This is a genomic window from Arachidicoccus ginsenosidivorans, assembly GCF_007971385.1.
Taxonomy (GTDB): Bacteria; Bacteroidota; Bacteroidia; order Chitinophagales; family Chitinophagaceae; genus Arachidicoccus; species Arachidicoccus ginsenosidivorans.
The window spans coordinates 3,140,616-3,162,230 of sequence record NZ_CP042434.1; the positions used below are offsets into that span (position 1 = coordinate 3,140,616).

Sequence of the window (21,615 nt, forward strand, 5' to 3'; positions counted from 1 at the left end):
CTATTTTATTCGACATTAAGCTGATTATAACTGTATAATTAGCTAAAACTATAAAAAAATGCCACATTTAGCAAAATATAAGGCTATAATTTGCTAAATGTACAAAACGCAGTAAATTTATCGCAAATTAGACCAAATGAAAAAAGCTCATTGGATAATAATTCAGAGTAGGATTTCTTTTCAGAATTGGATCGGCTTCTAGAGGATGGAGGGATATTTTTCTCACTAAATCTAATGTTGTTTCTTTGTAAGGAATGCTGCGGTTTGGTTGGCAACAATTTTTTCTATTCCCGGTATTAAAATAATATATTATATTACAGGCATAACATCGCTTGGGATATAGACAAAGGTCAAGTGGAGGGATGCAAAGATTGTGGATTCACACTTATTTGCAGTGATTGTCGGGCTTATACAGTTGATGGGGGTATATTCAAACCCCAAAATTGTAAAAATAACCCCAAAACATGTAAATGGAATTAATATATATATTAACCTTTAAGCATATTATGTCGCAAGGTAATGAAGAACACGAAAAAGTTTTTTTAAAAAAAATATTGTTTTTGGTAGGTACGAATTTGAGTTTCCTTTTAATATTCTGTATAACATTTGTTTCATCTATAAATGTTGTTCACTGTCAATTACGCAATTCGAAAATTAAAGGTAATATTGCAGATACTGTCAATAAAATGCCTTTAGAAAATGCCACAATAATGCTTCTAAATAGGAAGGATTCTATTTTAAAAGGGTATAGTTATTCAGACTCAAATGGTAACTTCTTGATTGACCATATTTCAAAAGGGAAATATATATTACTTGTTTTATACCCAGAATATGCTGATTTCTCAGACTATATTTCTATTGATCAGGACAACGATGCTGTTTCATTCAGAAATATATTTATGATTTCAAAATCTCATTTGCTCCAAGATGTCATAGTAAAAGCCGATGCACCAGCGATTAACATCAAAGGAGATACAACAGAATTTAATACAAGTAAATATAGAATTTCTGCCAATGCTAATGTAGAAGATCTCCTTAAGATTTTACCCGGTATTCAAGTTGATGCAAACGGCAAGATAACTGCTATGGGGAGACTGTAAAAAAGGTATTAGTAGATGGTGAAGAGTTTTTTGGGGATGATCCAACGTTGGCAACTCATAATCTAAGAGCTGATATGGTAAATAAAGTCCAATTATATCATAGAAGTAGCGATCAAGCGATGTTTACTGGAATTGACGATGGTAAAAGAACTACTACTATAAATTTGAAACTTAAGGAAAATAAAAGGCATGGATATTTTGGGAAAATTGAAGGTGGAGTTGCTAACACTTATTATAATAACCAGGCTTTTTTTAATCGATTCAACGGAAAGGAAAAAATTAGTATCTATGGCACATATTCAAATACGGGCACTACTGGTCTCGGTTTCAGCGAGCAATCGAAATTAGGTACAACTGCAGATAATATTTCTATCGTTGATGGGCTCATCACTGTTCATGACGATGGTGGGTCACTAGATAATTATAATGGACAATATAATGGTGCAGGAATTCCGAGTGTTTTAACTGGAGGGGCTCACTATGATAATAAATGGAATGATGACAAAGAATCTTTGAACGCAAATTATAAAGTAGGTCGAATAGACACAAAAGGAGAAAATAGAACTATACAACAACAGAACATAGGTATTGATAGTAGTCAGTTCAATAATTCGACTGAAAAATTTGATAATTATACATCAAGACAGAAAATAGATGCGTTTTTTAAATTGCAATTAGACAGTTTAGCTTCTATTACCTTCGCAGCTAATGGAACAATAAGTAATAATAACAGTGATGATAGCTTTGAAGGTCAAATAAAGAATTCATCTGACATTTTAATTAATTCCAGTGAACGTACCGTTCGAGACAATGGTAAGAATAAAAACTTTAATTCAGATTTACGTTATTTACAAAAATTCAGGAAAAAGCGTCGTTCATTTATCCTTGACCTAAGTCAAGGATATAATAATAAAGATATTATGACGTACTTGTATTCCGAAATTAATTTTTATAATCAAGATGACGAAAATAAAGCGAACCAAATTGTTGACCAGCTTAAAAAGTCTAAATTTTATAATCAAATCTATGGGGGACTCTAACGTATACGGAACCGTTAAGTAAGTTTTTTAATGTGTCCGTTGAATACAGTTCAATTTTTTCAAAAAGTAACTCAGATATATTGTCATACAATAAGAACTCTGAAAAACAATATTTGAATATTGATTCCCTTAACACAAATCATTATTTATTTAGTCAAACATCTAATACTCCCGGAGTAACTTTTAATTTTAATAAGGGACAATGGAATGCAAATATTGGGTCAAAGCTCGGATATATAACTTTAAAACAACGCAATCTGTTAATTGGAGATATAACAAGTAGAAAGTTTAAAAATTTATTGCCAATCGCAAGCTTCCAATAAAGAATAGTATTCGGATGACTGGCGAATACAATGGGAAAACAATCTTACCCACTATCTTTCAATTGCAACCTATTCAAAATAATATTGATTTATTAAATATTTATGTGGGTAATCCGGAATTAAAGCCAGCGTTTAACCATAGCTTTTCTTTTACATTTATGGATTATAACAAAGTGATACAGCGTAGATGGTATCTTTTTGCTGATTTTGGAATTTTAAATAATCCTATTGTTACAAATATGTCAATAGAAGGATCTACAGGAAAAAATAAAATCTCATACCTTAATCTTCTACATAAATCATCAAATAATTATTCTATTAATTCAAATTGGGTAAAATTGATTCAAAAAAGGGTATTACATACGGATTTGATGCTTCCCTTAGAGGTCTATCTTTATTAAATGTTATTAATATGAATATTAATAGGATTACAGATAATGAAATTATGATAACACCTAATTTTGCTAAAAATACAGATCATTTTAGTTTCTATATTAGACCCACAATAGGCTACGCTTTTAACCGATCTTCTTTACAACCTATTTATAACAATAATTCTTTCAATTTTAATGGGGAGTTTGGAGGAGACGTAGAATTGCCTTGGAAAATAAATTTACATTCAGATTTTAATTATCAATGGGAAGAAAAGACAGAGGTGCTTCCAGTTTTTAATCAAGTTATTTGGAACGCTTCAATTAAAAAGTCCTTCCTTAAAGATGAAAGTTTATCCATTAAATTGGAGTGTAAAGATATTTTGAATCAAAATAATGGATTTAAAAGAAAGGTGGATGATATTGGGTTAACACAAAACACGTACACGACTATTAGAAGATTTCTCATGATATCTGCAATCTGGAACTTTAATAAAGTTGGCGGTAAGTAAATTATAAATTATTGAGAAGATGAACGAAATTCAAATTGTGTTTCAAAAGCGTGCATTGCTTTTAATTTTTTTATCCATATTATTTGCTATTAATATAGGGAAGGCGCAGTATGCCCAATTTATTGGAGAAGGCACTATTATTTTTAAAAAACGGATTAATTTGGATGCTCTTATTAAGAAACGATTCTACGATAAAAATGATTATATAACCAACAAATTGATTACAGATTATAAAGCAAGTTATCCTTCTTCATTTAGAACAATTGAATATTCATTAAATTTTAATAAAGACCGGAGTATCTATTCCAGATTAACTAATAGAACTGCGGACGAAGATCTTCGCATTGGTGAGGTCGAAGGTTGTGATAATATAATTTTAACTGATTTTAAGAAGAAAAAATTAGACATAAATCTTCCTGTATCAGGACAACATTTTTTTATTTCTGACACGTTGCCAAAGATAGTTTGGAAAATTACTAACGAGGTTCGTGATATAGCCGGATTTTCTTGCAGACGAGCTAATGGACTAATGATGGATTCGCTTTATGTGGTAGCTTTTTTTACACCACAAATTCCAGTACCCTCTGGCCCCGAAATTGCCAATGGACTTCCAGGTATGATATTAGGTTTAGCAGTACCAAGTTTACATACGACGTGGTTTGCTAGCAGTGTTCAATCTAAATCTATTAATAATGCACCACACGCCAGAAATGAGGGAAAAAAAATAATAAGGCTTGATGAATATGTTAAGGAAATTAGTAGTAACTTGATGAATTGGCAGATTCAACAATCTCTTCTTTAATTTTCATCATATTGGAGGCGAATTCTATGATTCTAATTTGTTTGATAGTAATCGTGCATTGATCCTCCTGATTTATGATCATCACAGATTTTCAAAAATTTAATCTGTCCCCTAAAATCAGGAACTTGAGGAAGAAAATTCAAGGTTTTGTTACCTGGCCACGGGTACTTTTGTTCTTTGTAGCCTTGCATCAATTCCAACACCAGTGGCAGATCTCTTTTTTTTTCAATTCTACGTTTATAAGATCGTTTTTGAGCGCCATGTGTCTATTATCAGCAATTCAGAGTCAATTTAAGTAAAATTTCCGTTACTGTGCTAATTTCCAAGACTAGGCATAGCTCCGCCAGCCCAGCAAGCTGAGTCAATTTAGTAGCGTAGTTAGTAGGTTTAGGTTTGGTTTTAGTTGGAGTTAAGAAATTGGTTTCGTAAGGTTTATGGGCTTATCCTCCCGCCTCTTTATCTATTCCAGGCGGATTTGGCACCGTTGCCTGTTTTGCATGATCGTTTCTTTGCATAAGACCCGTTCCAATAAAACAGATTTAAGCCGGTCCCACAGCATTTTTATGGTAACCTTTGACTGTTTGACAAGCTTAACCACCGCCTTTGACTTTATAGTTAATTGATGAATTATATGGGCTATTTGCAGCAGTATATAGTATTTATACAGGTTCATGATGCTTTTGCGAACAAATTTGTGCTCCATATTGAACCCGTTATTCTTCTGATCATTGAATCCTTTGTTTTCTATTAGCCATCTGCTGCGGCCAGAAGACATAAAACGTCTGACAATTGATTGAAGCTGTGGGCTATCTAAATTAATGTTTAGGTTGGTAATATAGGCGAACTTGGTCACTGCTTGACTGTTATGCTTTGGGAATCTCCCCTCCATATAGTTTAACTGGTGGTTTTGGTGTTGGAGGTTAGCAGCCCATAGATATTGAACATCTCCTAGGTTTGCTTCCTTTTGCCCTGGATTCAGCACTTCCGGGTACACAAAACTAACTTTTTCTAGGGTGTCCTTAATCTGCTCGTCCAGTTTTGGAAGGTTACCGTCTTTACGAGTAATTATATATTTCCAGCCATATTGCTCGCATTTTTCATAACCGTTGCATTGGCATAGAGCCCATCTAAATGCAAACAGATAGGCAGCCGGGGAAACAGTTTGTGTAACTGGTCTGCGAGCCTGGAGAAGGCAGCCAGTTCACAGTCCTGCTTGTCATAAAACCCTTTTCCTTCATTACTAAGTAATTCACTGGCCACAGACAGGCAAAGGCCATTATCCGTTATGATTTTAGCTTCTAGTACACTGGCATAATAAGTAGTTGTATTATTTTTTTCTTGGAAAGCGCTCCATCCAATGGTGGGGTGTGATAACTCGCAACTCCAGTAGCATCCATTACAATATGATAATAACCTTCTGCCGGATTAATCACTTTGGATCGGATTAAAGCGTTAATCATCTTGCCTAATACCAATATCAGGTCTCCAGCATCTACTGTTTTAATTACATTGTTCACCGTGTCAAAGTGCGCTAATTGCATGTCGCCGTGTAATGCTTCAAAATTATCCTTAAAATAGCTCCCATCTTTCCTTAGTTGGTTCATGTTATTACGGGTTGAACCCTGAACCTGAAACATGTGAATGACCTGGGTCAATAGGTTAGACATGCTATATTTACAACAGTTATCAATCCGGTGGTCCTTCACCTCGCCAAGCCAGTCCGACAACTCAGGAAAGAAATGATGGCTCACTTTATTTAGCTGATAAATCAAATCAGCGGTGCTTAAATCTTGAAATTCTCCTATGCAAAAAAAGTGCCAAAAACAGTGAAGAAAAATTGTAATTAAATGATTATTATTTGTTTATAATTTATATATATTGTATATTTGTAGCAGCTCTTAACGTAAAAAAAGGCCCGTCTAGGGAACGGGCTGTCAACTGAATGTTGATAAACAATAAAAATTATGGAGAATATTGAGGCATCGCCTAGGCGATGCTGTGTCTATTATATAATATTTTATTTTAATGCATAATTTACACGCCTAGCCCTGCCATTGCGATTTGCTGACCATACAAAGAAACAAAATAAAATTAGTGCGAAAAATATTTTTACCGACCTCTGAAAGCTACGCTACCAGTAAAAAGAAATTTGACTCTGAATTGCTGTCTATTATTAGCAGTAAATGTATTATATCTCCTGTTTGCTTTTTTATGGTTGTATGCGTCAAGATGCGTTCCGTATATTTTATAAATATTATTGGCCAGAATTGTCATGCAAAGATCAAATTCTACTTTTATAACCATAGACGAGCCTGCATTGTTGAGGTGGAAAATTCAATCTTTTCGCTAATTGCTTTTTTCACCAACTACCTTCTGCCGTATTTTATTATGATTTATTCGTAAACTGGATAATGAGCACGTAGATGGGGGACCAATATTTTTAGCAAGGCCAAATAATATCACACTTTATGGTCCAATTTCTTCACCTATTATATAGGATTATTTATTTTTAGACAAAAATGGGGCCGCTTCTGCCACAGCATGATAGATATTAGAACACCTTGATATGTATTTTGACAACTGCCTAACAATATTGCATGGTATGGTGCCTATTAATATTACTGGGACTGCTCTAATAATATGCCTAACAGGATTTTGCACCCTATGGTTGTCCACATCATCCTAACATCGGCTGTGTTATTTTACCTGTACCCGTCCGGTGTAATAGTATAGGGACGTCAGCTTTATTTTAACCCTGGGATGTTGACATTTTAGGCTTGCATAGTTGCTGTGCCCCTCATATTTAAAGCGTCATATTTGGCTAAATCTACTATTTTATTCGACATTTAGCTAATTATAACTGTATAATTAGCTATAACTATAAAAAAATGCCACATTTAGCAAAATATAAGCCTATAATTTGCTAAATGTATAAAACGCAGATTCACTAGCAACAAAAATTGAGGTATTTAAGGAACAAACAAAGACTAAGTCAGCCTTATATCTCACCCTTATTACAACCTTTGGCCTCATATCAAATAGCTACGGTTCATCAATGGTCCAAAATGATCTTCAAATGGATATCTTATTTAAATAAGCTGAAAGGTTATTGGGGAATACAGAGACTAAAAATAGAGAACCATATTTAGATGCATATTTGCGCTTAAGCTTAAATAAAATCCCCCTGTACTTTTTAATTGTACAGAGGGATTTTACTTATATCTTATAGAACGAATACTGCAGATTACAGCAGCATTCTTAAAGGTTCTTCCAGCAACTCTTTCAGGGTCTGTAAGAAAGCAGAGCCTGAAGCACCGTCTACGACACGGTGGTCGCAGCTAAGTGTTACTTTCATGATATTACCTACCACGATCTGTCCGTCTTTCACAATTGGTTCCTGAGAGATACCGCCTACAGCCAGAATACAGGCATCCGGTGGATTAATAATACCAGTAAACTGATCGATACCAAACATACCCAGATTGCTTACGGTAAAGGTGCTGCCTTCCCAATCAGAAGGTTGCAGTTTTTTGTCTTTTGCCTTTTTAGCGAAAGTCTTTACTTCCTGAGAAATCACCGTCAACGGTTTAGTATCCGCAAAACGTACAACTGGTACCAGCAAGCCATCTTCCACGGCTACGGCAACCCCGATATTTACGTGATGGTTGATGCGGATTTTATCGCCCAACCAGCTACTGTTAACAGCAGGATGCTTTTTAAGTGCTACGGCAACCGCCTTGAGCACGATATCATTAAAACTGATTTTAGGCTGACCTTCTTTATTGAGTTTAGGACGGGCTGCAACAGCTGCGTCCATATTAATAGCCATGGTCAGGTAAAAATGCGGTGCGGAATACTTGCTTTCTGCCAGACGGCGCGCAATGACTTTACGCATCTGGGAAACCGGTAGTTCTTCAAAAGATTCCTGTCCGGCTGGCACTTGTGCAGCAGCTGCCGTAGAAGCGGACGCGGTAGCGGTAGTAGCGGCAGGCGTATAATTTTCAACGTCATTTCTGACGATTCTGCCATTATCACCAGATCCTTTTACGTATTTAAGGTCAACGCCTTTTTCTTCTGCTAGCTTTTTGGCCAGTGGAGAGGCAAAAATGCGGCCTTCATTCACCACTTCCTGTAATGCAGGAGCGGCTGGCGCCGTCTGAGCCGCCGGGGCTGCTGTTGCTTCTTCTGCTGCTTTAGGGGCAGTTGCTGCGTTTTCAGCTGCAGGTGCCGCTTGTCCGCCTTCACTGCTTTTGGCAGCTTTGACAATGGCGTCAACGTCTACACCATCACCCCCAATGATGGCCAGTAGGTGATTTACTTCAATTTTATCTCCAGCAGGTGCACCCTGATATAATAATTTACCATCCTTGTAGCTTTCCAGCTCCATGGTAGCCTTATCTGTTTCTATTTCAGCGAGTACATCGCCTTTTTTCACGTCGTCTCCAACATTTTTCTGCCAGGAAGCAATCACACCTTCCGTCATCGTATCACTTAGACGGGGCATCAAAACAACTTCCTCCATATTGGCCAGGTCCAGTGCAGGTGCAGCAGACGCAGCAGCGGGTGCTGCCTGATTTTGCTGTGCAGCAGGTGCTGTCGCTGCTTCTTTGGGCGCTTCAGCTGCTGGCTGAGCAGGCGCAGAACCACCACTGGTTAATGCACTGATATCTTCCCCTTCCTTTCCTATAATGGCCAGTAAATCATCCACTTGTAATTTGCTGCCGTCCGGGCCACCTACAAATAATAGGGTGCCTTCTTTATAGCTTTCCAGCTCCATGGTGGCTTTATCTGTTTCAATCTCAGCCAACAGGTCGCCTTTTTTTACAGGGTCACCCACTTTCTTATGCCAGGCGGCAATAACTCCTTCGGTCATGGTGTCGCTTAATCGCGGCATTTTAATCACTTCGGCCATAATAGTATCATTTTTCAATCGTGCAGATAGATTACCTGCCCGTCTTTTTGCTTAATAATGAGGGCGTGAAATTACATCAAAAAGATGTAGATGCAAACGCCGGAGCAAAATTAATGGGTTAAATTGAAAAATCAGCCGTATTGCCTAGGTTTTATCTAATTGAATTTCATCAATGTAAATTTGAATCGTTCAGATTTACATTGATAATGAGCTTGTTTAGCTAATCGTAATGCAAAATCCGGGGATAAGTTGCACGGGACTCGCCAAGCCTTGGACCAACCTCATCAATGATAGGGGGCAATTCGTATTGATTGTAAGGGGGCAATTCCTGGTTGGTATTGCTTCGTTTTTAGATTTTCAGGTGAAGCTAAGCAGGGTTGATCACCGCGCTTGTTCTTTTTTGTACTATTATATATATTATAGGCTAAATTGTCAGTGCCAGGGTAAACCCCAGGGTAAATCCCTCTGGTTTTGATAAACAAATAGATATGCAGGGCGGTAACACCAGTGAAGGCGATTGGCTGATGAGGATAAGTTCTAAAATTAATCTTAAATTAATTTTAATCTTTGCAATTTATGCCCTAAATTTGCGCTTGAAATTCAAGAACTTGCGCTGGATGCAAATATTTTGAGGAATAAATTTTTATTATTCCACCTATTAATTGTATCTTTGCGCTCCCAAAAATAGTATGGCGAAACAACCACTTATAAAACAGGATGGAGTAATTCTCGAAGCGCTAAGCAACGCAATGTTTAGGGTTAAGTTAGAAAACGGGCACGAGATTTTAGCTACCATTTCGGGAAAGATGAGAATGCACTATATACGTATTCTACCCGGAGATAAAGTGGGGGTGGAAATGAGCCCTTATGATCTATCCAGGGGCCGGATTATATTCCGGTATAAATAGCAGTCCGATAAAAGCCAAAGGATTTCCTTTGGACAATATACCCGGCAAGCTTTTTAAAAGCAAATCCGGCAAATAAAAAGGGTTTTAGAAAATTGTAAATAAAAACACTAATGAAAGTTAGAGCATCTGTCAAAAAGCGTAGCGTCGACTGCAAAATTGTTCGCAGGAAGGGTAAGCTTTACATTATTAACAAAAAGAATCCCAGATTTAAACAACGTCAGGGATAAGATTTTTTTAATTTTTAATTCTTAATTAATTTATGGCTCGTATTGCCGGTATAGATTTACCAAAAAATAAAAGAGGCGAAATCGGATTGACCTATATTTTTGGTATTGGTCGTTCAACAGCTCAATATATTCTGAACACTGCAGGTATTGACCCCAACAAGAAGGTCAATGAGTGGAATGATGAAGAGCAAACTGCTATTCGTAACATCATCACTAACGAAATCAAAGTAGAAGGTGCGTTGCGTAGTGAAGTTCAGATGAACATTAAACGCCTTTTAGATATTGCTTGTTACCGTGGTCTGCGTCATCGTAAGGGATTACCTTTACGTGGTCAACGTACCCGTACCAACAGCCGTACCCGTAAAGGTAAGCGTAAAACCGTGGCCGGTAAGAAAAAGGCGCCTAAGAAATAATATTCAACTTTTTTTCAAATCTCAAACGGATTTTATCTCTGTTTGGGATTTGAAATTTTGTGTTTATAAAAAAGCCACCGGATAATTAGGGCCAGATCAGTAAGATTAAGGCACTGATAGGAGGGGCAATCATTTTAGAAGACTACCTACAAACAAAAAAAATGGCAAAAGGAAAACAGCAAAGTGCAAAAGCCGCTGCGAAAAAAAGAATCGTAAAAGTGGATGCGCATGGTGATGCACATATCAGTGCAACATTCAACAACATTATCATCGCCCTTACCAACAAACAGGGACAGGTTATCTCCTGGTCTTCTGCAGGTAAAATGGGGTTCCGTGGTTCTAAAAAGAACACACCCTACGCTGCGCAGACTGCAGCTGCAGATGCAGCTAAAGTAGCAGTAGATGCTGGCTTAAGAAAGGTTGATGTATATGTAAAAGGTCCTGGTTCAGGAAGAGAAGGGCTATTCGCTCTTTGTCTCAGAACGGCATTGAGATCAATATTATCAAAGACATCACACCATTACCACATAATGGTTGCCGTCCTCCTAAAAAGAGAAGAGTATAATCGAATTATATTATTAAGCAGAAGCCTGGTAATACAGGCTTCTGTTTCTTATTCTAATCATAGGGTGTGCTATTCATTTTAGATTTTTACAGATAACACATCGTCATTAAAAAATCACAAAACAAGTAAAATTTTATGGCTCGTTACACTGGTCCAAAAACCAAGATCTGCCGTATGTTCGGCGAACCTATTTTAGGTAATGGTAAGTATTTAGGAAAAAACCCTAACCCTCCCGGTCAGCACGGTGCAAACCGTAAACGCAAGCAACTGGGTGAATATGCTACACAGTTAAAAGAAAAACAGAAGGCTAAATACACTTATGGTGTATTAGAACGTCAGTTCCGTAATACTTTCGATGACGCGAACCGTCTGAAAGGAATCACTGGTGAAAACCTGATCAAATTACTGGAAGCTCGTCTGGATAACACCGTTTATCGTTTAGGCCTGGCTGCTTCTCGTCCTGCTGCCCGTCAGCTGGTGAGCCACAAGCATGTCACTGTTAACGGAGATGTTGTAAATATCCCTTCTTACCGTCTGAAACCAGGCGATATCATCGGTCTGAAAGAAAAAAGTGAAGCCAATGCTTCTCTGACCTCCCAGATCCGTGGTAAAAACCCTAAATTCAGTTGGTTAGACTGGAACGAAGCAGAAAAGAAAGGTACATTCATTACCTTCCCGGAAAGAGAGAGCGTTCCTGAGAACATCAAAGAACAGCTGATCGTAGAGTTGTACTCTAAATAACGGACAGCAGAAATGGTTTTGGAACCATTTCTTTATATTCGCACAATCTTTTCTAAAACAAATATCTTTCGGGCTTTTCCATAAAGCCCGAAAGCTCAATAAAATCAAGTTTTAATATGGCAATATTAAACTTTCAGAAACCAGACAAAATCGTATTGCAGAAGGCTAATGATTTCGATGGTAAATTTGAATTTCGTCCGCTGGAGCCCGGTTTTGGTTTAACGATCGGTAACGCACTGCGCAGAGTCCTGTTAAGCTCTCTGGAAGGTTATGCGATTGTAGGAATCAAAATTGATGGCGTAGACCATGAGTTTGCGACTATCCCTGGTGTTACAGAAGACGTAACAGAATTGATTCTGAACCTGAAACAGGTACGCTTTAAAAAGACGGTAGATCAGGACCTGGGTCCTGAAAAGGTCGTTTTGTCCATCAAGGGCAAACCTGAGTTTACCGCCGGTAATATCGGTGAAGCCACTCCTAATTTTGAAGTGATGAACCCTGAACTCGTTTTATGTGTTCTGGATCCATCCGCAAAACTGGATATCGAACTAACCATTGCCAAAGGCCGCGGTTATGTTCCCTCTGAAGAGAACAAGGTGAAAGATGCACCCTTTGGTTACATCGCCATCGACTCTATTCATACCCCGATCAAGAATGTAAAGGTCGCTATTGAAAACTACCGTGTTGAACAGCGCACTGACTACGAAAAAATGTTACTGGATGTCACTACAGACGGTACCATTCATCCCGAAGATGCTGTTAAACAAGCTTCTCGCATAATGATCCAGCACTTAATGATCATCACAGATGAAAACATCACCTTTGACAGCAAAGAGGATAAGAAAGAAGATGTGGTCGATGAAACTGTGCTGCAATTGCGTAAGGTATTAAAGACGCCGCTGGAAGATCTGGATCTTTCCGTTCGTGCCTTTAACTGCCTGAAAGCAGCTAAGATCAACTCTCTCAGTGAACTGGTTCAATACGAACAGGAAGATCTGATGAAATTCCGCAACTTCGGACAGAAATCACTCACCGAGATCGAACAGGTGTTACACGAAAGAGGCCTGCAATTTGGCATGGATCTCATTCGTATGGGTGTAGAAGTAAACGATTAATTTTTTATCACATAGGCCAATAAAGGCCGGTGCTTACATTCCTTGACACGGTGTAAGTATAAAATTCAACAAAAATGCGTCACGGAGATAAACAAAACAATTTAGGTCGCAAAAAAGCGCACAGAGATGCCCTTCTTTCTAATCTGGCTGCCCAGCTGATTACACATAAGAGAATTGTAACCACGCTTGCAAAAGCAAAGGAACTGCGTAAATATGTAGAACCATTGATTACAAAGACAAAGAAGAACGCTTCTGAAGCGCAGATCAGTCACAACCACCGTCTGGTATTCTCTTTTTTGCAGAATAAGACAGCGGTGAAAGAACTTTTCACTGTGGTTGGCCCTAAAATCGGTGATCGTCCAGGTGGTTATACCCGCATCATCAAATTGGGCATCCGTCCTGGTGACAATGGCGAAAAGGCAATGATCGAACTGGTAGACTTCAATGAAGTATACGGCAAATCAGCTGCAGCTGGTGAAAACCAGGAAGCAGCCAAGAGAACCCGTCGTAGCCGCAGCGCTGCAAAGAAAGCAACTGATGCTACTACTGCAAGCGCTGAACCAACAACAGCATCTGCTATTGAAGATGTGGAAGTTGTAGAAGAAAAGGCTCCAGAGGCTCCAGTGGCTGAATCAGCACCTGAAGCACCTGCTATTGAAGCTGAAGCGCCTAAAGCAGACGATGCAGCTGGCGAGTCAACTGAAGAAGCAGCAAAATAAGCACTACTGTCTGCAACTGCAATAGAATGATTGTTGTGTTGTAAACATTAGAAAAGGTATAAAAAGAACCTCCGCTAAAATAGAAACCTATTTAGTGGAGGTTTTTTTATTCCTTTTTGAGGTTTTACCGGGTGATTATTGAGCCCACCACAAAGAAATCTTGGGATTCCCTTGAATTGTTGCTAATTTTGTGGAACATCATAAAAATATATTGTACCCGTGGAAAAGAAATCAAAGGTAATGATCTGTTTTGGCCTCTTGATCACCCTGGCTGTTGTCATGCGGTTGATCCCTATGCCTGCTGGAATATACGGCGTCACGCCGATGTATGCCATGGCTATCTTTGGCGGAGCCATCTTTAAAAAGGATAAGAAATATGCCTTTTTATTACCGCTACTCAGTTTTTTTATCTGCGATGTATTAATACAGCTATTGTATAAAATGGGTGCCTGGACAACGCCTGGCTTTTATGATGGCCAGCTATTGAATTATGTCCTTTTTGCTTTATTGACCTTTATAGGGTTTGGGATCAAAAAACCAGGTCTATTATCCGTTGGTCTTGCCTCGCTGATTGCGCCAACGGTGTTTTTCCTTTTATCCAATCTCGGAGTTTGGGCATTTGCCGGATTTTATCCGATGACAACAGCGGGACTTAAAGCCTGTTATATTGCCGGTTTTCCTTTTTATTTTCCTTTTAGTCTGCTGTCTACTTTGGTGTTTTCTGCGGTTCTATTCGGGGCTTATGAACTTTATCAAAGTAAAAGCCGTACTGCGGCCGGCAGTTTTGAACATGTTTGATATTAATTGACTGTTTGTTTGTACAAATAAGCTGCAGTAAAGCCAAAAGCGCTAAGCAAATTTACATTGCTTAGCGCTTTTGGCTTTTAAAATTGGTTTTAGAGTATTGTGTCCCTTCCCCGGCTAAATTCCGCAAGGGATCGCTTATTTACCCTAATTTACAGTTTTCCCATTTGGAACCAGGCTATCGGGACCAACAAATACCAGTTTTCCTGTGTGGTCTTCGCTCATGAGAATCATACCATTACTTTCGATCCCGCGCATTTTGCGGGGCGCCAGATTGGCCACCACGGTTACTTGTTTACCTATGATCTCCTCTGGTGTAAAATGCTGCGCTATACCAGAGCAAATGGTACGCACTTCCTCTCCCATATCCACTTCCAGTTTTAGAAGTTTGTCTGCTTTGGGGATGCGTTCAGCGGTTTTTATGGTACCCACTCTAAGGTCAATCTTGGCAAAATCATCAAACTGGATTTCAGCCTTGCTGTCAGAGGGAACTGTCGGCTCCTGGCTTAATGGTTGCTTATTATCACCAGTTAATGCCGCCTCGGTTTTTGCCTTGGCTGCATCTGCCTTAGCAGCACCTGCTTTTAATTTTTCGAGCTGTTGCTGAATCTCGCTGTCTTCAATTTTGCGGAACAGTAACTCAGGGGCGCGAAGGCTGTAGCCTACGCTGAGTAGCTTAATACGACCGCCGTTTTTCCATTCCAGCATTTTATCCACCACCTTCATCATATGACAAAGCCTTTGGGCTGTCTGGGGCAAAAACGGATTAATGAAAATAGCCAGGTTAGCCGTCAGTTGCAGGCAAAGGTGCAGGCAATTGTCAATCAGTTGTTGATTTAAAGGATTTTCTTCCAGCGTCTTAGCTACAATCCATGGCTCTTTTTCCTGCATATAGCGATTGCCTTTACGGGCCAGATCAATCACCTCAAATAAAGCTTCACGGAACTTATAATGTTCAATACTTTGTTCAATTTTGATTTTAGCATCTTCAATGTCTTTGATCAATTGTTGATCCTTGCTGTCCAGGCGTGTGGCATGCAAAGGGGGGACTTTGCCTTTACAGAGTTTATGCATCAGCACAAAGCTCCGGTTAACAAAGTTGCCGAATATAGCTACCAGTTCACTGTTATTGGCATCCTGAAATCCCTTCCAGGTGAACTCACTGTCTTTGGATTCCGGCATAATGGTCGTCAGATAGTACCTCAATACATCAGCCATGGCAGGACCACCATTTTCTTTATTGATAAAATCATCGATATAATCCTGCATTTCCAGCTTCCAGTTACGACTGGTGCTCATCTTATCGCCTTCCAGATTGACAAATTCATTGGCCGGAACATTATCCGGCAGGATATTGTTATGCAGTTTGAGCATTACGGGAAAGATAATACAATGAAAAACAATATTATCTTTTCCAATAAAGTGTACTAGCTTGGTATCTTTATCGTTCCAAAGAATATCGGCGTCCATTCCGTGTTCTTTGCAATAGGCCTTTGTCGCGCTGATATACCCGATGGGGGCATCAAACCATACATATAGTACCTTACCCTCGGCGCCTGGAACCGGCACTTTTACGCCCCAGTCCAGATCCCGGGTTACGGCACGTGGTTGCAGGCCGCCATCCAGCCAGCTCTTGCACTGACCCAGTACGTTGCCCTTCCAATCATCTTTGTGCTCGGTTAAAATCCACTGTCTGAGCCAGCTTTCATGCTTGTCAAGGGGAAGATACCAGTGTTTAGTGCTTTTTTTCACCGGCTTATTACCGCTAAGTGTGCTGACCGGGTCAATTAACTGTTCCGGACTAAGACTGGTCCCGCATTTTTCACACTGATCTCCAAAAGCCTGCGTAAAGCCACAATTGGGGCAGGTTCCCTGGATGAAGCGGTCCGCTAAAAAGGTAGCCGCCTGCTCATCATAATATTGTTCGCTTTCTTTTATTTCCAGATCACCCTGGTCATTGAGCTTTTTAAAAAAGGCGCTGGCCGTCTCATGGTGAATGGGAGCGGAGGTGCGGTGATAGATGTCAAAGCTAATGAGCAGATCCTTGAAATTCTGCTTGATAATGGGATGGTATTTATCTATAATCGCTTGAGCAGTAGTACCTTCCTTTTTGGCCTGGATGGGAATGGCAGTCCCATGTTCGTCACTGCCACAGACAAAAAGCACTTCTCTTTGCTGGGCTCTGAGGTAACGCACATAAATATCTGCGGGCAAATAAGCGCCCGCCAGATGACCGATATGTTTGAGTCCATTGGCATAAGGTAGTGCCGCTGTTATGAGATAACGCTTGGTTGAATTCATGCTACGTGTTTATTATGCTACAAAAGTATTGCAATCTGCCGGAGTACCCAAATACATGGTGCTGATCGCAGAATGGATTGCTCTCTATGCTAAATAAATTTAAAGGGGTGTAGCGCACTGGTACATTTGCCCGTTACATAAGGTTAAGCTCAAAAGCCACAATTTCTGTAAAATTTTGTAAGTGTTTGGGTTATTTAGTATATTTTTGCATATATCAACATTTTTCGACCCTTACCGCAGGTAGTATATTGAGATTTAAAAGGAAATACGGCACGTAAATTGTGTTTTTATCAATTCTCTGAAGGCGCGTATTTTAATATATTATATTGCCTTAGTTACGTTAATTAGACTTTGCATGAAATATTTTGACCTATCACAATCTGTAGTCTATATATACATCGCTATGTTCCTGCTGGCTATGGGAATCACTATTTTTTCCATACCCAATATTATTTTTGTTGCTAAAAAGAAAAGACTGCTGGATAAACCCGATCACCGCAAAAAACATGTAAATGTAACCCCAAATCTGGGCGGAATCGGTATTTTCTCTGCATTTATATTTGTGGCTTCTATTTTTAATGTCGGTTTCTATTTTACAGGTTGGAACTGTATTTTGGGTGCTAGTTTCCTGTTATTTGTTACCGGGCTTAAAGACGACCTGGTCGCCATTGATCCTTATAAGAAATTCTTAGCCCAGCTGGTAGCAGCCATTATCGTGGTCTACCTGGCGGGGATCCGCCTGGAAAATCTGCAAGGGTTTTTAGGGATTCACCAATTACCTTACCTGGTTAGTTTTTTGTTGTCTGTTGTCGGTATCACCTTCGTAACCAATGCGTTCAATTTGATTGATGGGGTAGATGGATTAGCAGGTAGCCTGAGTATGTTGCTGTTTACCTTTTTGGGAGTGCTTTTCGCTATCAATAAAAATATCGGCTCTGCCATGCTATGCTTTACCATTGCCGGTGCGGTAGCGGGCTTTTTAAGATACAATATTGCCCCTGCAAAGATCTTTATGGGGATACCGGATCCTTAATACTTGGATTTCTGGCCTCGGTAATGGCCATCTCCTTTGTTTCTAAAATGAACTTGCTTCCGGCTTCCTCTCCTTTGAGCGGATTATTTAAAGGGGTAATGGTGGGGTAGTTATTGCACTGGCTGCGATTATTGTTCCTGTGTATGATACCTTTAGGGTATTTACCACAAGGATTCTAAGAGGATTTTCTCCTTTTCATGCGGACAGAACCCATGTGCACCATGTGCTACTGGATATCGGTTTGAATGCCAGTCAGGTAGCCGGTACGCTGGTGGGGGTTACGACCTTTTTTATGGCAGCAGCCATTGGCATGGTAGCCTTGGGATGGAATGCCACCATTGCGATCGGTGTATTATTAGTAATGGCAACTGGTTTACTATATTTAGCCATTAAAATCCGGAATAAAAAACTGGAGCAGCTCAGACTGGCACAACTGGCCAAAGAAAATAATAAGAAGGAAAAGCTCCAGAAAGTCTCCCTTGATGAATACTTGTCCTCAACGCTTACGAAAACTGAGGAAAATTACCACGATGATCAACACGTTTACTCAAAAGTACACTAATTGAGGATGCAGGCCGTGAGCCGGTCGCCTGGCTTGTAAAAGTATCGCCGACTGAATGGCTCTCATCTACATTAGCGTATAAAATATTGGATAATAAGCACTGGGCGGATTCAAGCTGGATCAAAGCCAGTGCTTATTGCTTTTTAAAACAGGCGGATGCAGCAGTGGTGCTGACAATAAAAGCGGCAGTGGAAGTTAAGGGGGTATAGTCAAAGGTTAAAGGATCTACTGCCTGGATTAGTGAGCCATAAACCGTGCATCGGCACTTGTTTATCTAAATTGAGGCAGATCTATCCGAATTTTTACCAAAAAGATGCCTTCGTTTTGAAGTCTTAATTATATTTGCCATATGAGTACCCAACAAGAAGAAGGAAAATTCCAGGCGATTATTTCGCATGCAAAAGAATACGGTTTTGTTTTCTCTAGTTCAGAAATCTATGATGGCTTAAGTGCCGTATATGATTATGGTCCTTATGGCAGTGAGCTGAAAAAAATATCCGTGATTACTGGTGGAAATCCATGACCCAGTTACATGAGAATATCGTAGGCATTGATGCAGCCATCTTTATGCATCCCACCACCTGGAAAGCGAGTGGTCACGTGGATAGCTTTAGTGACCCGATGATCGATAATAAAGACAGCAAAAAAAGATATAGAGTAGATCACCTGATTGAGGCCAAGGCGGCGGAGTTGAAAGGCGGCGGAGAGGCTGAGGCGGCAGAGCAGCTGCTCGCTGAAATGGACAGACTCCTGGCGGCTGATGATTACACTGGTCTACGTCAACTGCTGGATGATCAAAAGATTGTCTGCAGCGTCAGTAAGACGGCCAATTGGACGGATATTCGTCAGTTTAACCTGATGTTTGATACCCAGCTGGGGTCAGTAACCGAGGAAGCTAATACCATCTACCTGCGACCGGAAACCGCGCAGGGCATTTTCGTAAATTTCCTCAATGTGCAAAAGACTGCCCGCATGAAAATCCCTTTTGGGATTGCCCAGACTGGCAAGGCCTTCAGAAATGAAATTGTGGCCAGGCAGTTTATCTTCCGAATGCGGGAATTTGAGCAAATGGAAATGCAGTTTTTTGTGCGCCCCGGCACCGAACTGGAGTGGTATGAAAAATGGAAACAAACCCGTTTTGACTGGCATTTAAGCCTTGGAACGCCCAAAGAAAAATTACGTTTCCACAATCACGTGAAACTGGCGCATTATGCCAATGCCGCAGTGGACATTGAATTTGAATTCCCCTTTGGTTTTAAGGAACTGGAAGGCATTCACTCCCGTACAGATTATGACCTTAGTCGTCATCAGGAGTTCAGCGGTAAAAAACTGACTTATTTTGATACAGAAATCAATAAGCACTATGTTCCTTACGTAGTTGAGACCTCCATTGGTCTGGACCGTATGTTTTTGTCCATACTCTCCAATAGCTATGAGGAGGAAACAATCACCAAAGAGGATGGTTCTACGGATCAGCGGGTGGTGCTGCATATTTCCCCTAAGATCGCACCCGTGAAACTAGCCATTTTCCCACTGACCAAAAAGGACGGGCTACCCGAACTGGCTCATGATATCTACCAGAAATGTGCCCAGCAGTTCAGGTGTTTTTATGAGGTGAAAGATGCCATCGGCAAGCGCTATCGCAGACAGGATGCCATTGGTACACCGTTTTGTGTTACCGTGGATCATCAGTCATTGGAGGATCAGACGGTTACTATCCGCCACCGGGATTCTATGGAGCAGCAACGGATCGCTATAAACGATCTGATCCAGACTGTACAAGCCGCTATGGCATAAAATAACAGGGTAATCAGGTAAAAAGTGTTGAGCTATTTGTACCGCCCATGGCTCAAATGGCCCGTAAAAATAGATTTACGGGCCATTTGACAAAAATTGCCCGAAATTTTCGGTAAAACCCACAAAAAAACCTATTTTTAATAAACTGTGCTGCCTGAATTGAAGCTTATGGCAGCCAAAATGAACCATTTAAAATTAAAAACCCATGAAGAAAGGTTGGATTATTATTGTAGTTCTCGCCATTATTTTAGGCGTTTATGGCTGTAATGGATATAACGGTCTGGTCAAACAGGATCAGCAGGTACAGCAAGTCTGGAGTAATGTAGAAACCAATTACCAGCGCCGCACAGACCTATATAACAGTGTTATTAAAACCATTGAGGGTTCTGCTAATTTTGAGAAATCAACGTTAAATGATGTGATCAGTGCGCGCTCAAAGGCCACCAGTGTTACGGTGGATATCAATGATCCGGAAAGCCTGGCTAAATATCAGGCCGCACAGGCACAGTTACAAGGAGCATTTAGCCGGTTGATGGCGGTCTCTGAAGCCTATCCTGATCTGAAAACGACTAAAGCGTTCCAGGACTTCCAGACTCAGATAGAGGGTACGGAAAACAGGATTAATGTTGCGCGCAGAGATTATAATGCGGCAGTCAATAGCTATAACCTGACGGTAAAAACCTTCCCTAAAAATATACTCTCCGGTCTTTTTGGCTTCCATGCCAAGGCTTATTATAAAGCGGATGCAGGTGCAGAGAAAGCACCGGATATTAATTTTAATATTAAATAATCAGCTGAGCTGTCAGCCGCAGACCCTTTGGTTATTTATATTAACAGGCGGGTGCGGATTAAACCTTGTGTAATGAGTTTATTTAATAAGAAAAAAGACCCTGGATATTTTACTGTTGAACAGCAAGCGGAAATTGTTCAGGCCATCAAGACGGCAGAAACGGCCACCAGTGGTGAGATCAGGCTCTATGTTGAAGGGCGCTGCAAATATGTAGATGCGCTTGACAGAGCAAAAGAGGTATTTGATGAACTCCACATGTACGAGACAGCTTCCAGAAACGGGGTGCTGATATATCTGGCCATGAAAGACCGGCAATTGGCGGTCTTTGGCGATGAGGGTATCCACCAGAAAGTAGGCCTTGATTTTTGGAAACAGAAATTACAGCAGGTCAAAGACCATTTTCGTGAACAGGCCTATGGTAGTGGACTTAAACTAATTATATTATCCATAGGGGATGCGCTAAAAAGCGCCTTCCCCTATGATAAAATAAATGACATCAACGAGCTGCCGGACGATATTGTCTATGGCAAATAGCTTTAAAACATATTTATACGTGTCTTTTTCTTTCCCTTCAAAATTT

The 21,615-nt window shown here is 39.9% G+C and carries 24 protein-coding genes and 1 pseudogene; 20 read left to right on the top strand and 5 right to left on the bottom strand.

All coding sequences use genetic code 11. The features are described 5' to 3' along the window. Positions 1-470: 470 nt before the first annotated feature. The 5 genes and pseudogenes from FSB73_RS12525 to FSB73_RS12550 all read left to right on the top strand — a co-directional run bounded on the left by FSB73_RS12525 (position 471) and on the right by FSB73_RS12550 (position 4,148). A complete protein-coding gene (locus FSB73_RS12525) occupies positions 471-1,100 on the top strand; it encodes a carboxypeptidase-like regulatory domain-containing protein (protein ID WP_146782640.1) in 630 nt (209 codons plus the stop codon). A 74-nt stretch (positions 1,101-1,174) separates the two neighbouring features. Further along, a complete protein-coding gene (locus tag FSB73_RS12530; RefSeq protein WP_146782643.1) occupies positions 1,175-2,140 on the top strand; it encodes a hypothetical protein in 966 nt (321 codons plus the stop codon). Between the two features lie 32 nt (positions 2,141-2,172). Next, positions 2,173-2,864, top strand: a pseudogene (locus FSB73_RS24910) (outer membrane beta-barrel protein). 11 nt (positions 2,865-2,875) lie between these two features. Continuing rightward, on the top strand, positions 2,876-3,346 hold the full coding sequence (locus tag FSB73_RS12545) for an outer membrane beta-barrel protein (protein ID WP_146782652.1): 471 nt from the start codon (positions 2,876-2,878) through the stop codon (positions 3,344-3,346). Positions 3,347-3,365: 19 nt separating this feature from the next. Next, entirely contained in the window at positions 3,366-4,148 is a 783-nt protein-coding gene (locus tag FSB73_RS12550) for a GLPGLI family protein (RefSeq protein WP_146782655.1), read from the top strand. Positions 4,149-4,608: 460 nt separating this feature from the next. Here the strand turns inward: FSB73_RS12550 and FSB73_RS12555 are convergent, their stop codons facing one another. From FSB73_RS12555 to FSB73_RS12570, 4 genes are all read right to left on the bottom strand, one after another. Beyond that, a complete protein-coding gene (locus tag FSB73_RS12555) occupies positions 4,609-5,142 on the bottom strand; it encodes a hypothetical protein (RefSeq protein WP_146782659.1) in 534 nt (177 codons plus the stop codon). Between the two features lie 71 nt (positions 5,143-5,213). Further along, positions 5,214-5,408, bottom strand: a complete 195-nt coding sequence (locus FSB73_RS12560; protein ID WP_146782662.1) for a hypothetical protein — start codon at positions 5,406-5,408, stop codon at positions 5,214-5,216. A gap of 38 nt (positions 5,409-5,446) precedes the next feature. Continuing rightward, the gene (locus FSB73_RS12565; protein WP_146782665.1) at positions 5,447-5,920 is read right to left on the bottom strand and encodes a transposase family protein; all 474 of its coding nucleotides are present in this window, start codon (positions 5,918-5,920) and stop codon (positions 5,447-5,449) included. A gap of 1,472 nt (positions 5,921-7,392) precedes the next feature. Next, positions 7,393-9,060: a pyruvate dehydrogenase complex dihydrolipoamide acetyltransferase gene (locus tag FSB73_RS12570; protein ID WP_146782668.1), complete on the bottom strand. Its 1,668-nt coding sequence runs from the start codon at positions 9,058-9,060 to the stop codon at positions 7,393-7,395. Positions 9,061-9,749: 689 nt separating this feature from the next. On the opposite strand from FSB73_RS12570, the gene infA reads away from it, so the two are divergent. From infA to FSB73_RS12610, 8 genes are all read left to right on the top strand, one after another. Continuing rightward, positions 9,750-9,968 (top strand): translation initiation factor IF-1, encoded by a 219-nt coding sequence (gene infA, locus FSB73_RS12575; RefSeq protein ID WP_066208999.1) that lies wholly within the window; start codon positions 9,750-9,752, stop codon positions 9,966-9,968. Positions 9,969-10,078: 110 nt separating this feature from the next. Next, positions 10,079-10,195, top strand: a complete 117-nt coding sequence (ykgO, locus tag FSB73_RS12580) for a type B 50S ribosomal protein L36 (protein ID WP_146782672.1) — start codon at positions 10,079-10,081, stop codon at positions 10,193-10,195. Positions 10,196-10,227: 32 nt separating this feature from the next. Continuing rightward, the gene (gene rpsM / locus FSB73_RS12585; protein WP_146782675.1) at positions 10,228-10,608 is read left to right on the top strand and encodes a 30S ribosomal protein S13; all 381 of its coding nucleotides are present in this window, start codon (positions 10,228-10,230) and stop codon (positions 10,606-10,608) included. A 161-nt stretch (positions 10,609-10,769) separates the two neighbouring features. Beyond that, positions 10,770-11,255, top strand: a complete 486-nt coding sequence (rpsK, locus tag FSB73_RS12590; RefSeq protein WP_449371686.1) for a 30S ribosomal protein S11 — start codon at positions 10,770-10,772, stop codon at positions 11,253-11,255. Positions 11,256-11,308: 53 nt separating this feature from the next. Continuing rightward, positions 11,309-11,914: a 30S ribosomal protein S4 gene (rpsD, locus tag FSB73_RS12595; protein ID WP_146782678.1), complete on the top strand. Its 606-nt coding sequence runs from the start codon at positions 11,309-11,311 to the stop codon at positions 11,912-11,914. 116 nt (positions 11,915-12,030) lie between these two features. Then, on the top strand, positions 12,031-13,029 hold the full coding sequence (locus FSB73_RS12600; RefSeq protein ID WP_146782681.1) for a DNA-directed RNA polymerase subunit alpha: 999 nt from the start codon (positions 12,031-12,033) through the stop codon (positions 13,027-13,029). Between the two features lie 74 nt (positions 13,030-13,103). Then, the gene (gene rplQ, locus FSB73_RS27615; RefSeq protein WP_146782684.1) at positions 13,104-13,748 is read left to right on the top strand and encodes a 50S ribosomal protein L17; all 645 of its coding nucleotides are present in this window, start codon (positions 13,104-13,106) and stop codon (positions 13,746-13,748) included. A 219-nt stretch (positions 13,749-13,967) separates the two neighbouring features. Further along, positions 13,968-14,546, top strand: a complete 579-nt coding sequence (locus tag FSB73_RS12610; protein ID WP_146782687.1) for a DUF6580 family putative transport protein — start codon at positions 13,968-13,970, stop codon at positions 14,544-14,546. Between the two features lie 153 nt (positions 14,547-14,699). Here FSB73_RS12610 and metG read toward each other — a convergent pair whose 3' ends face one another. Next, a complete protein-coding gene (metG, locus tag FSB73_RS12615; RefSeq protein WP_146782691.1) occupies positions 14,700-16,853 on the bottom strand; it encodes a methionine--tRNA ligase in 2,154 nt (717 codons plus the stop codon). 355 nt (positions 16,854-17,208) lie between these two features. Here metG and FSB73_RS12620 point away from each other — a divergent pair, with 355 nt between their 5' ends. From FSB73_RS12620 to FSB73_RS12640, 7 genes are all read left to right on the top strand, one after another. Beyond that, complete coding sequence (locus FSB73_RS12620; RefSeq protein WP_146782694.1) at positions 17,209-17,886, top strand: glycosyltransferase family 4 protein; 678 nt, start codon at positions 17,209-17,211, stop codon at positions 17,884-17,886. A 139-nt stretch (positions 17,887-18,025) separates the two neighbouring features. Then, positions 18,026-18,448 carry a hypothetical protein gene (locus FSB73_RS12625; RefSeq protein ID WP_146782697.1) on the top strand — a complete coding sequence of 141 codons (423 nt, stop codon included), beginning with the start codon at positions 18,026-18,028 and terminating at the stop codon, positions 18,446-18,448. 86 nt (positions 18,449-18,534) lie between these two features. Then, the gene (locus tag FSB73_RS26705) at positions 18,535-18,657 is read left to right on the top strand and encodes a hypothetical protein (RefSeq protein WP_262712323.1); all 123 of its coding nucleotides are present in this window, start codon (positions 18,535-18,537) and stop codon (positions 18,655-18,657) included. A gap of 140 nt (positions 18,658-18,797) precedes the next feature. Then, the gene (locus tag FSB73_RS27965; protein ID WP_317132794.1) at positions 18,798-18,971 is read left to right on the top strand and encodes a hypothetical protein; all 174 of its coding nucleotides are present in this window, start codon (positions 18,798-18,800) and stop codon (positions 18,969-18,971) included. Next, a complete protein-coding gene (locus tag FSB73_RS12630; RefSeq protein ID WP_317132795.1) occupies positions 18,968-20,245 on the top strand; it encodes a glycine--tRNA ligase in 1,278 nt (425 codons plus the stop codon). Before FSB73_RS27965 ends, FSB73_RS12630 begins: the two co-directional genes overlap by 4 nt. 205 nt (positions 20,246-20,450) lie before the next feature. Further along, entirely contained in the window at positions 20,451-21,035 is a 585-nt protein-coding gene (locus tag FSB73_RS12635) for a LemA family protein (RefSeq protein WP_146782701.1), read from the top strand. A 72-nt stretch (positions 21,036-21,107) separates the two neighbouring features. Next, positions 21,108-21,569: a TPM domain-containing protein gene (locus FSB73_RS12640; protein WP_146782704.1), complete on the top strand. Its 462-nt coding sequence runs from the start codon at positions 21,108-21,110 to the stop codon at positions 21,567-21,569. Positions 21,570-21,615 lie beyond the last annotated feature (46 nt).

What these genes read in the sequence shown, in the direction of transcription:
- FSB73_RS12525 (WP_146782640.1), top strand. Translation starts at nt 471, where the DNA reads ATGGAATTAATATATATATTAACCTTTAAGCATATTATGTCGCAAGGT.
- FSB73_RS12530 (WP_146782643.1), top strand. Translation starts at nt 1,175, where the DNA reads ATGGTAAATAAAGTCCAATTATATCATAGAAGTAGCGATCAAGCGATG.
- FSB73_RS12545 (WP_146782652.1), top strand. Translation starts at nt 2,876, where the DNA reads ATGAATATTAATAGGATTACAGATAATGAAATTATGATAACACCTAAT.
- FSB73_RS12550 (WP_146782655.1), top strand. Translation starts at nt 3,366, where the DNA reads ATGAACGAAATTCAAATTGTGTTTCAAAAGCGTGCATTGCTTTTAATT.
- FSB73_RS12570 (WP_146782668.1), bottom strand. Translation starts at nt 9,060, where the DNA reads ATGGCCGAAGTGATTAAAATGCCGCGATTAAGCGACACCATGACCGAA.
- infA (WP_066208999.1), top strand. Translation starts at nt 9,750, where the DNA reads ATGGCGAAACAACCACTTATAAAACAGGATGGAGTAATTCTCGAAGCG.
- ykgO (WP_146782672.1), top strand. Translation starts at nt 10,079, where the DNA reads ATGAAAGTTAGAGCATCTGTCAAAAAGCGTAGCGTCGACTGCAAAATT.
- rpsM (WP_146782675.1), top strand. Translation starts at nt 10,228, where the DNA reads ATGGCTCGTATTGCCGGTATAGATTTACCAAAAAATAAAAGAGGCGAA.
- rpsK (WP_449371686.1), top strand. Translation starts at nt 10,770, where the DNA reads ATGGCAAAAGGAAAACAGCAAAGTGCAAAAGCCGCTGCGAAAAAAAGA.
- rpsD (WP_146782678.1), top strand. Translation starts at nt 11,309, where the DNA reads ATGGCTCGTTACACTGGTCCAAAAACCAAGATCTGCCGTATGTTCGGC.
- FSB73_RS12600 (WP_146782681.1), top strand. Translation starts at nt 12,031, where the DNA reads ATGGCAATATTAAACTTTCAGAAACCAGACAAAATCGTATTGCAGAAG.
- rplQ (WP_146782684.1), top strand. Translation starts at nt 13,104, where the DNA reads ATGCGTCACGGAGATAAACAAAACAATTTAGGTCGCAAAAAAGCGCAC.
- metG (WP_146782691.1), bottom strand. Translation starts at nt 16,853, where the DNA reads ATGAATTCAACCAAGCGTTATCTCATAACAGCGGCACTACCTTATGCC.
- FSB73_RS12620 (WP_146782694.1), top strand. Translation starts at nt 17,209, where the DNA reads ATGAAATATTTTGACCTATCACAATCTGTAGTCTATATATACATCGCT.
- FSB73_RS27965 (WP_317132794.1), top strand. Translation starts at nt 18,798, where the DNA reads ATGAGTACCCAACAAGAAGAAGGAAAATTCCAGGCGATTATTTCGCAT.
- FSB73_RS12630 (WP_317132795.1), top strand. Translation starts at nt 18,968, where the DNA reads ATGACCCAGTTACATGAGAATATCGTAGGCATTGATGCAGCCATCTTT.
- FSB73_RS12635 (WP_146782701.1), top strand. Translation starts at nt 20,451, where the DNA reads ATGAAGAAAGGTTGGATTATTATTGTAGTTCTCGCCATTATTTTAGGC.
- FSB73_RS12640 (WP_146782704.1), top strand. Translation starts at nt 21,108, where the DNA reads ATGAGTTTATTTAATAAGAAAAAAGACCCTGGATATTTTACTGTTGAA.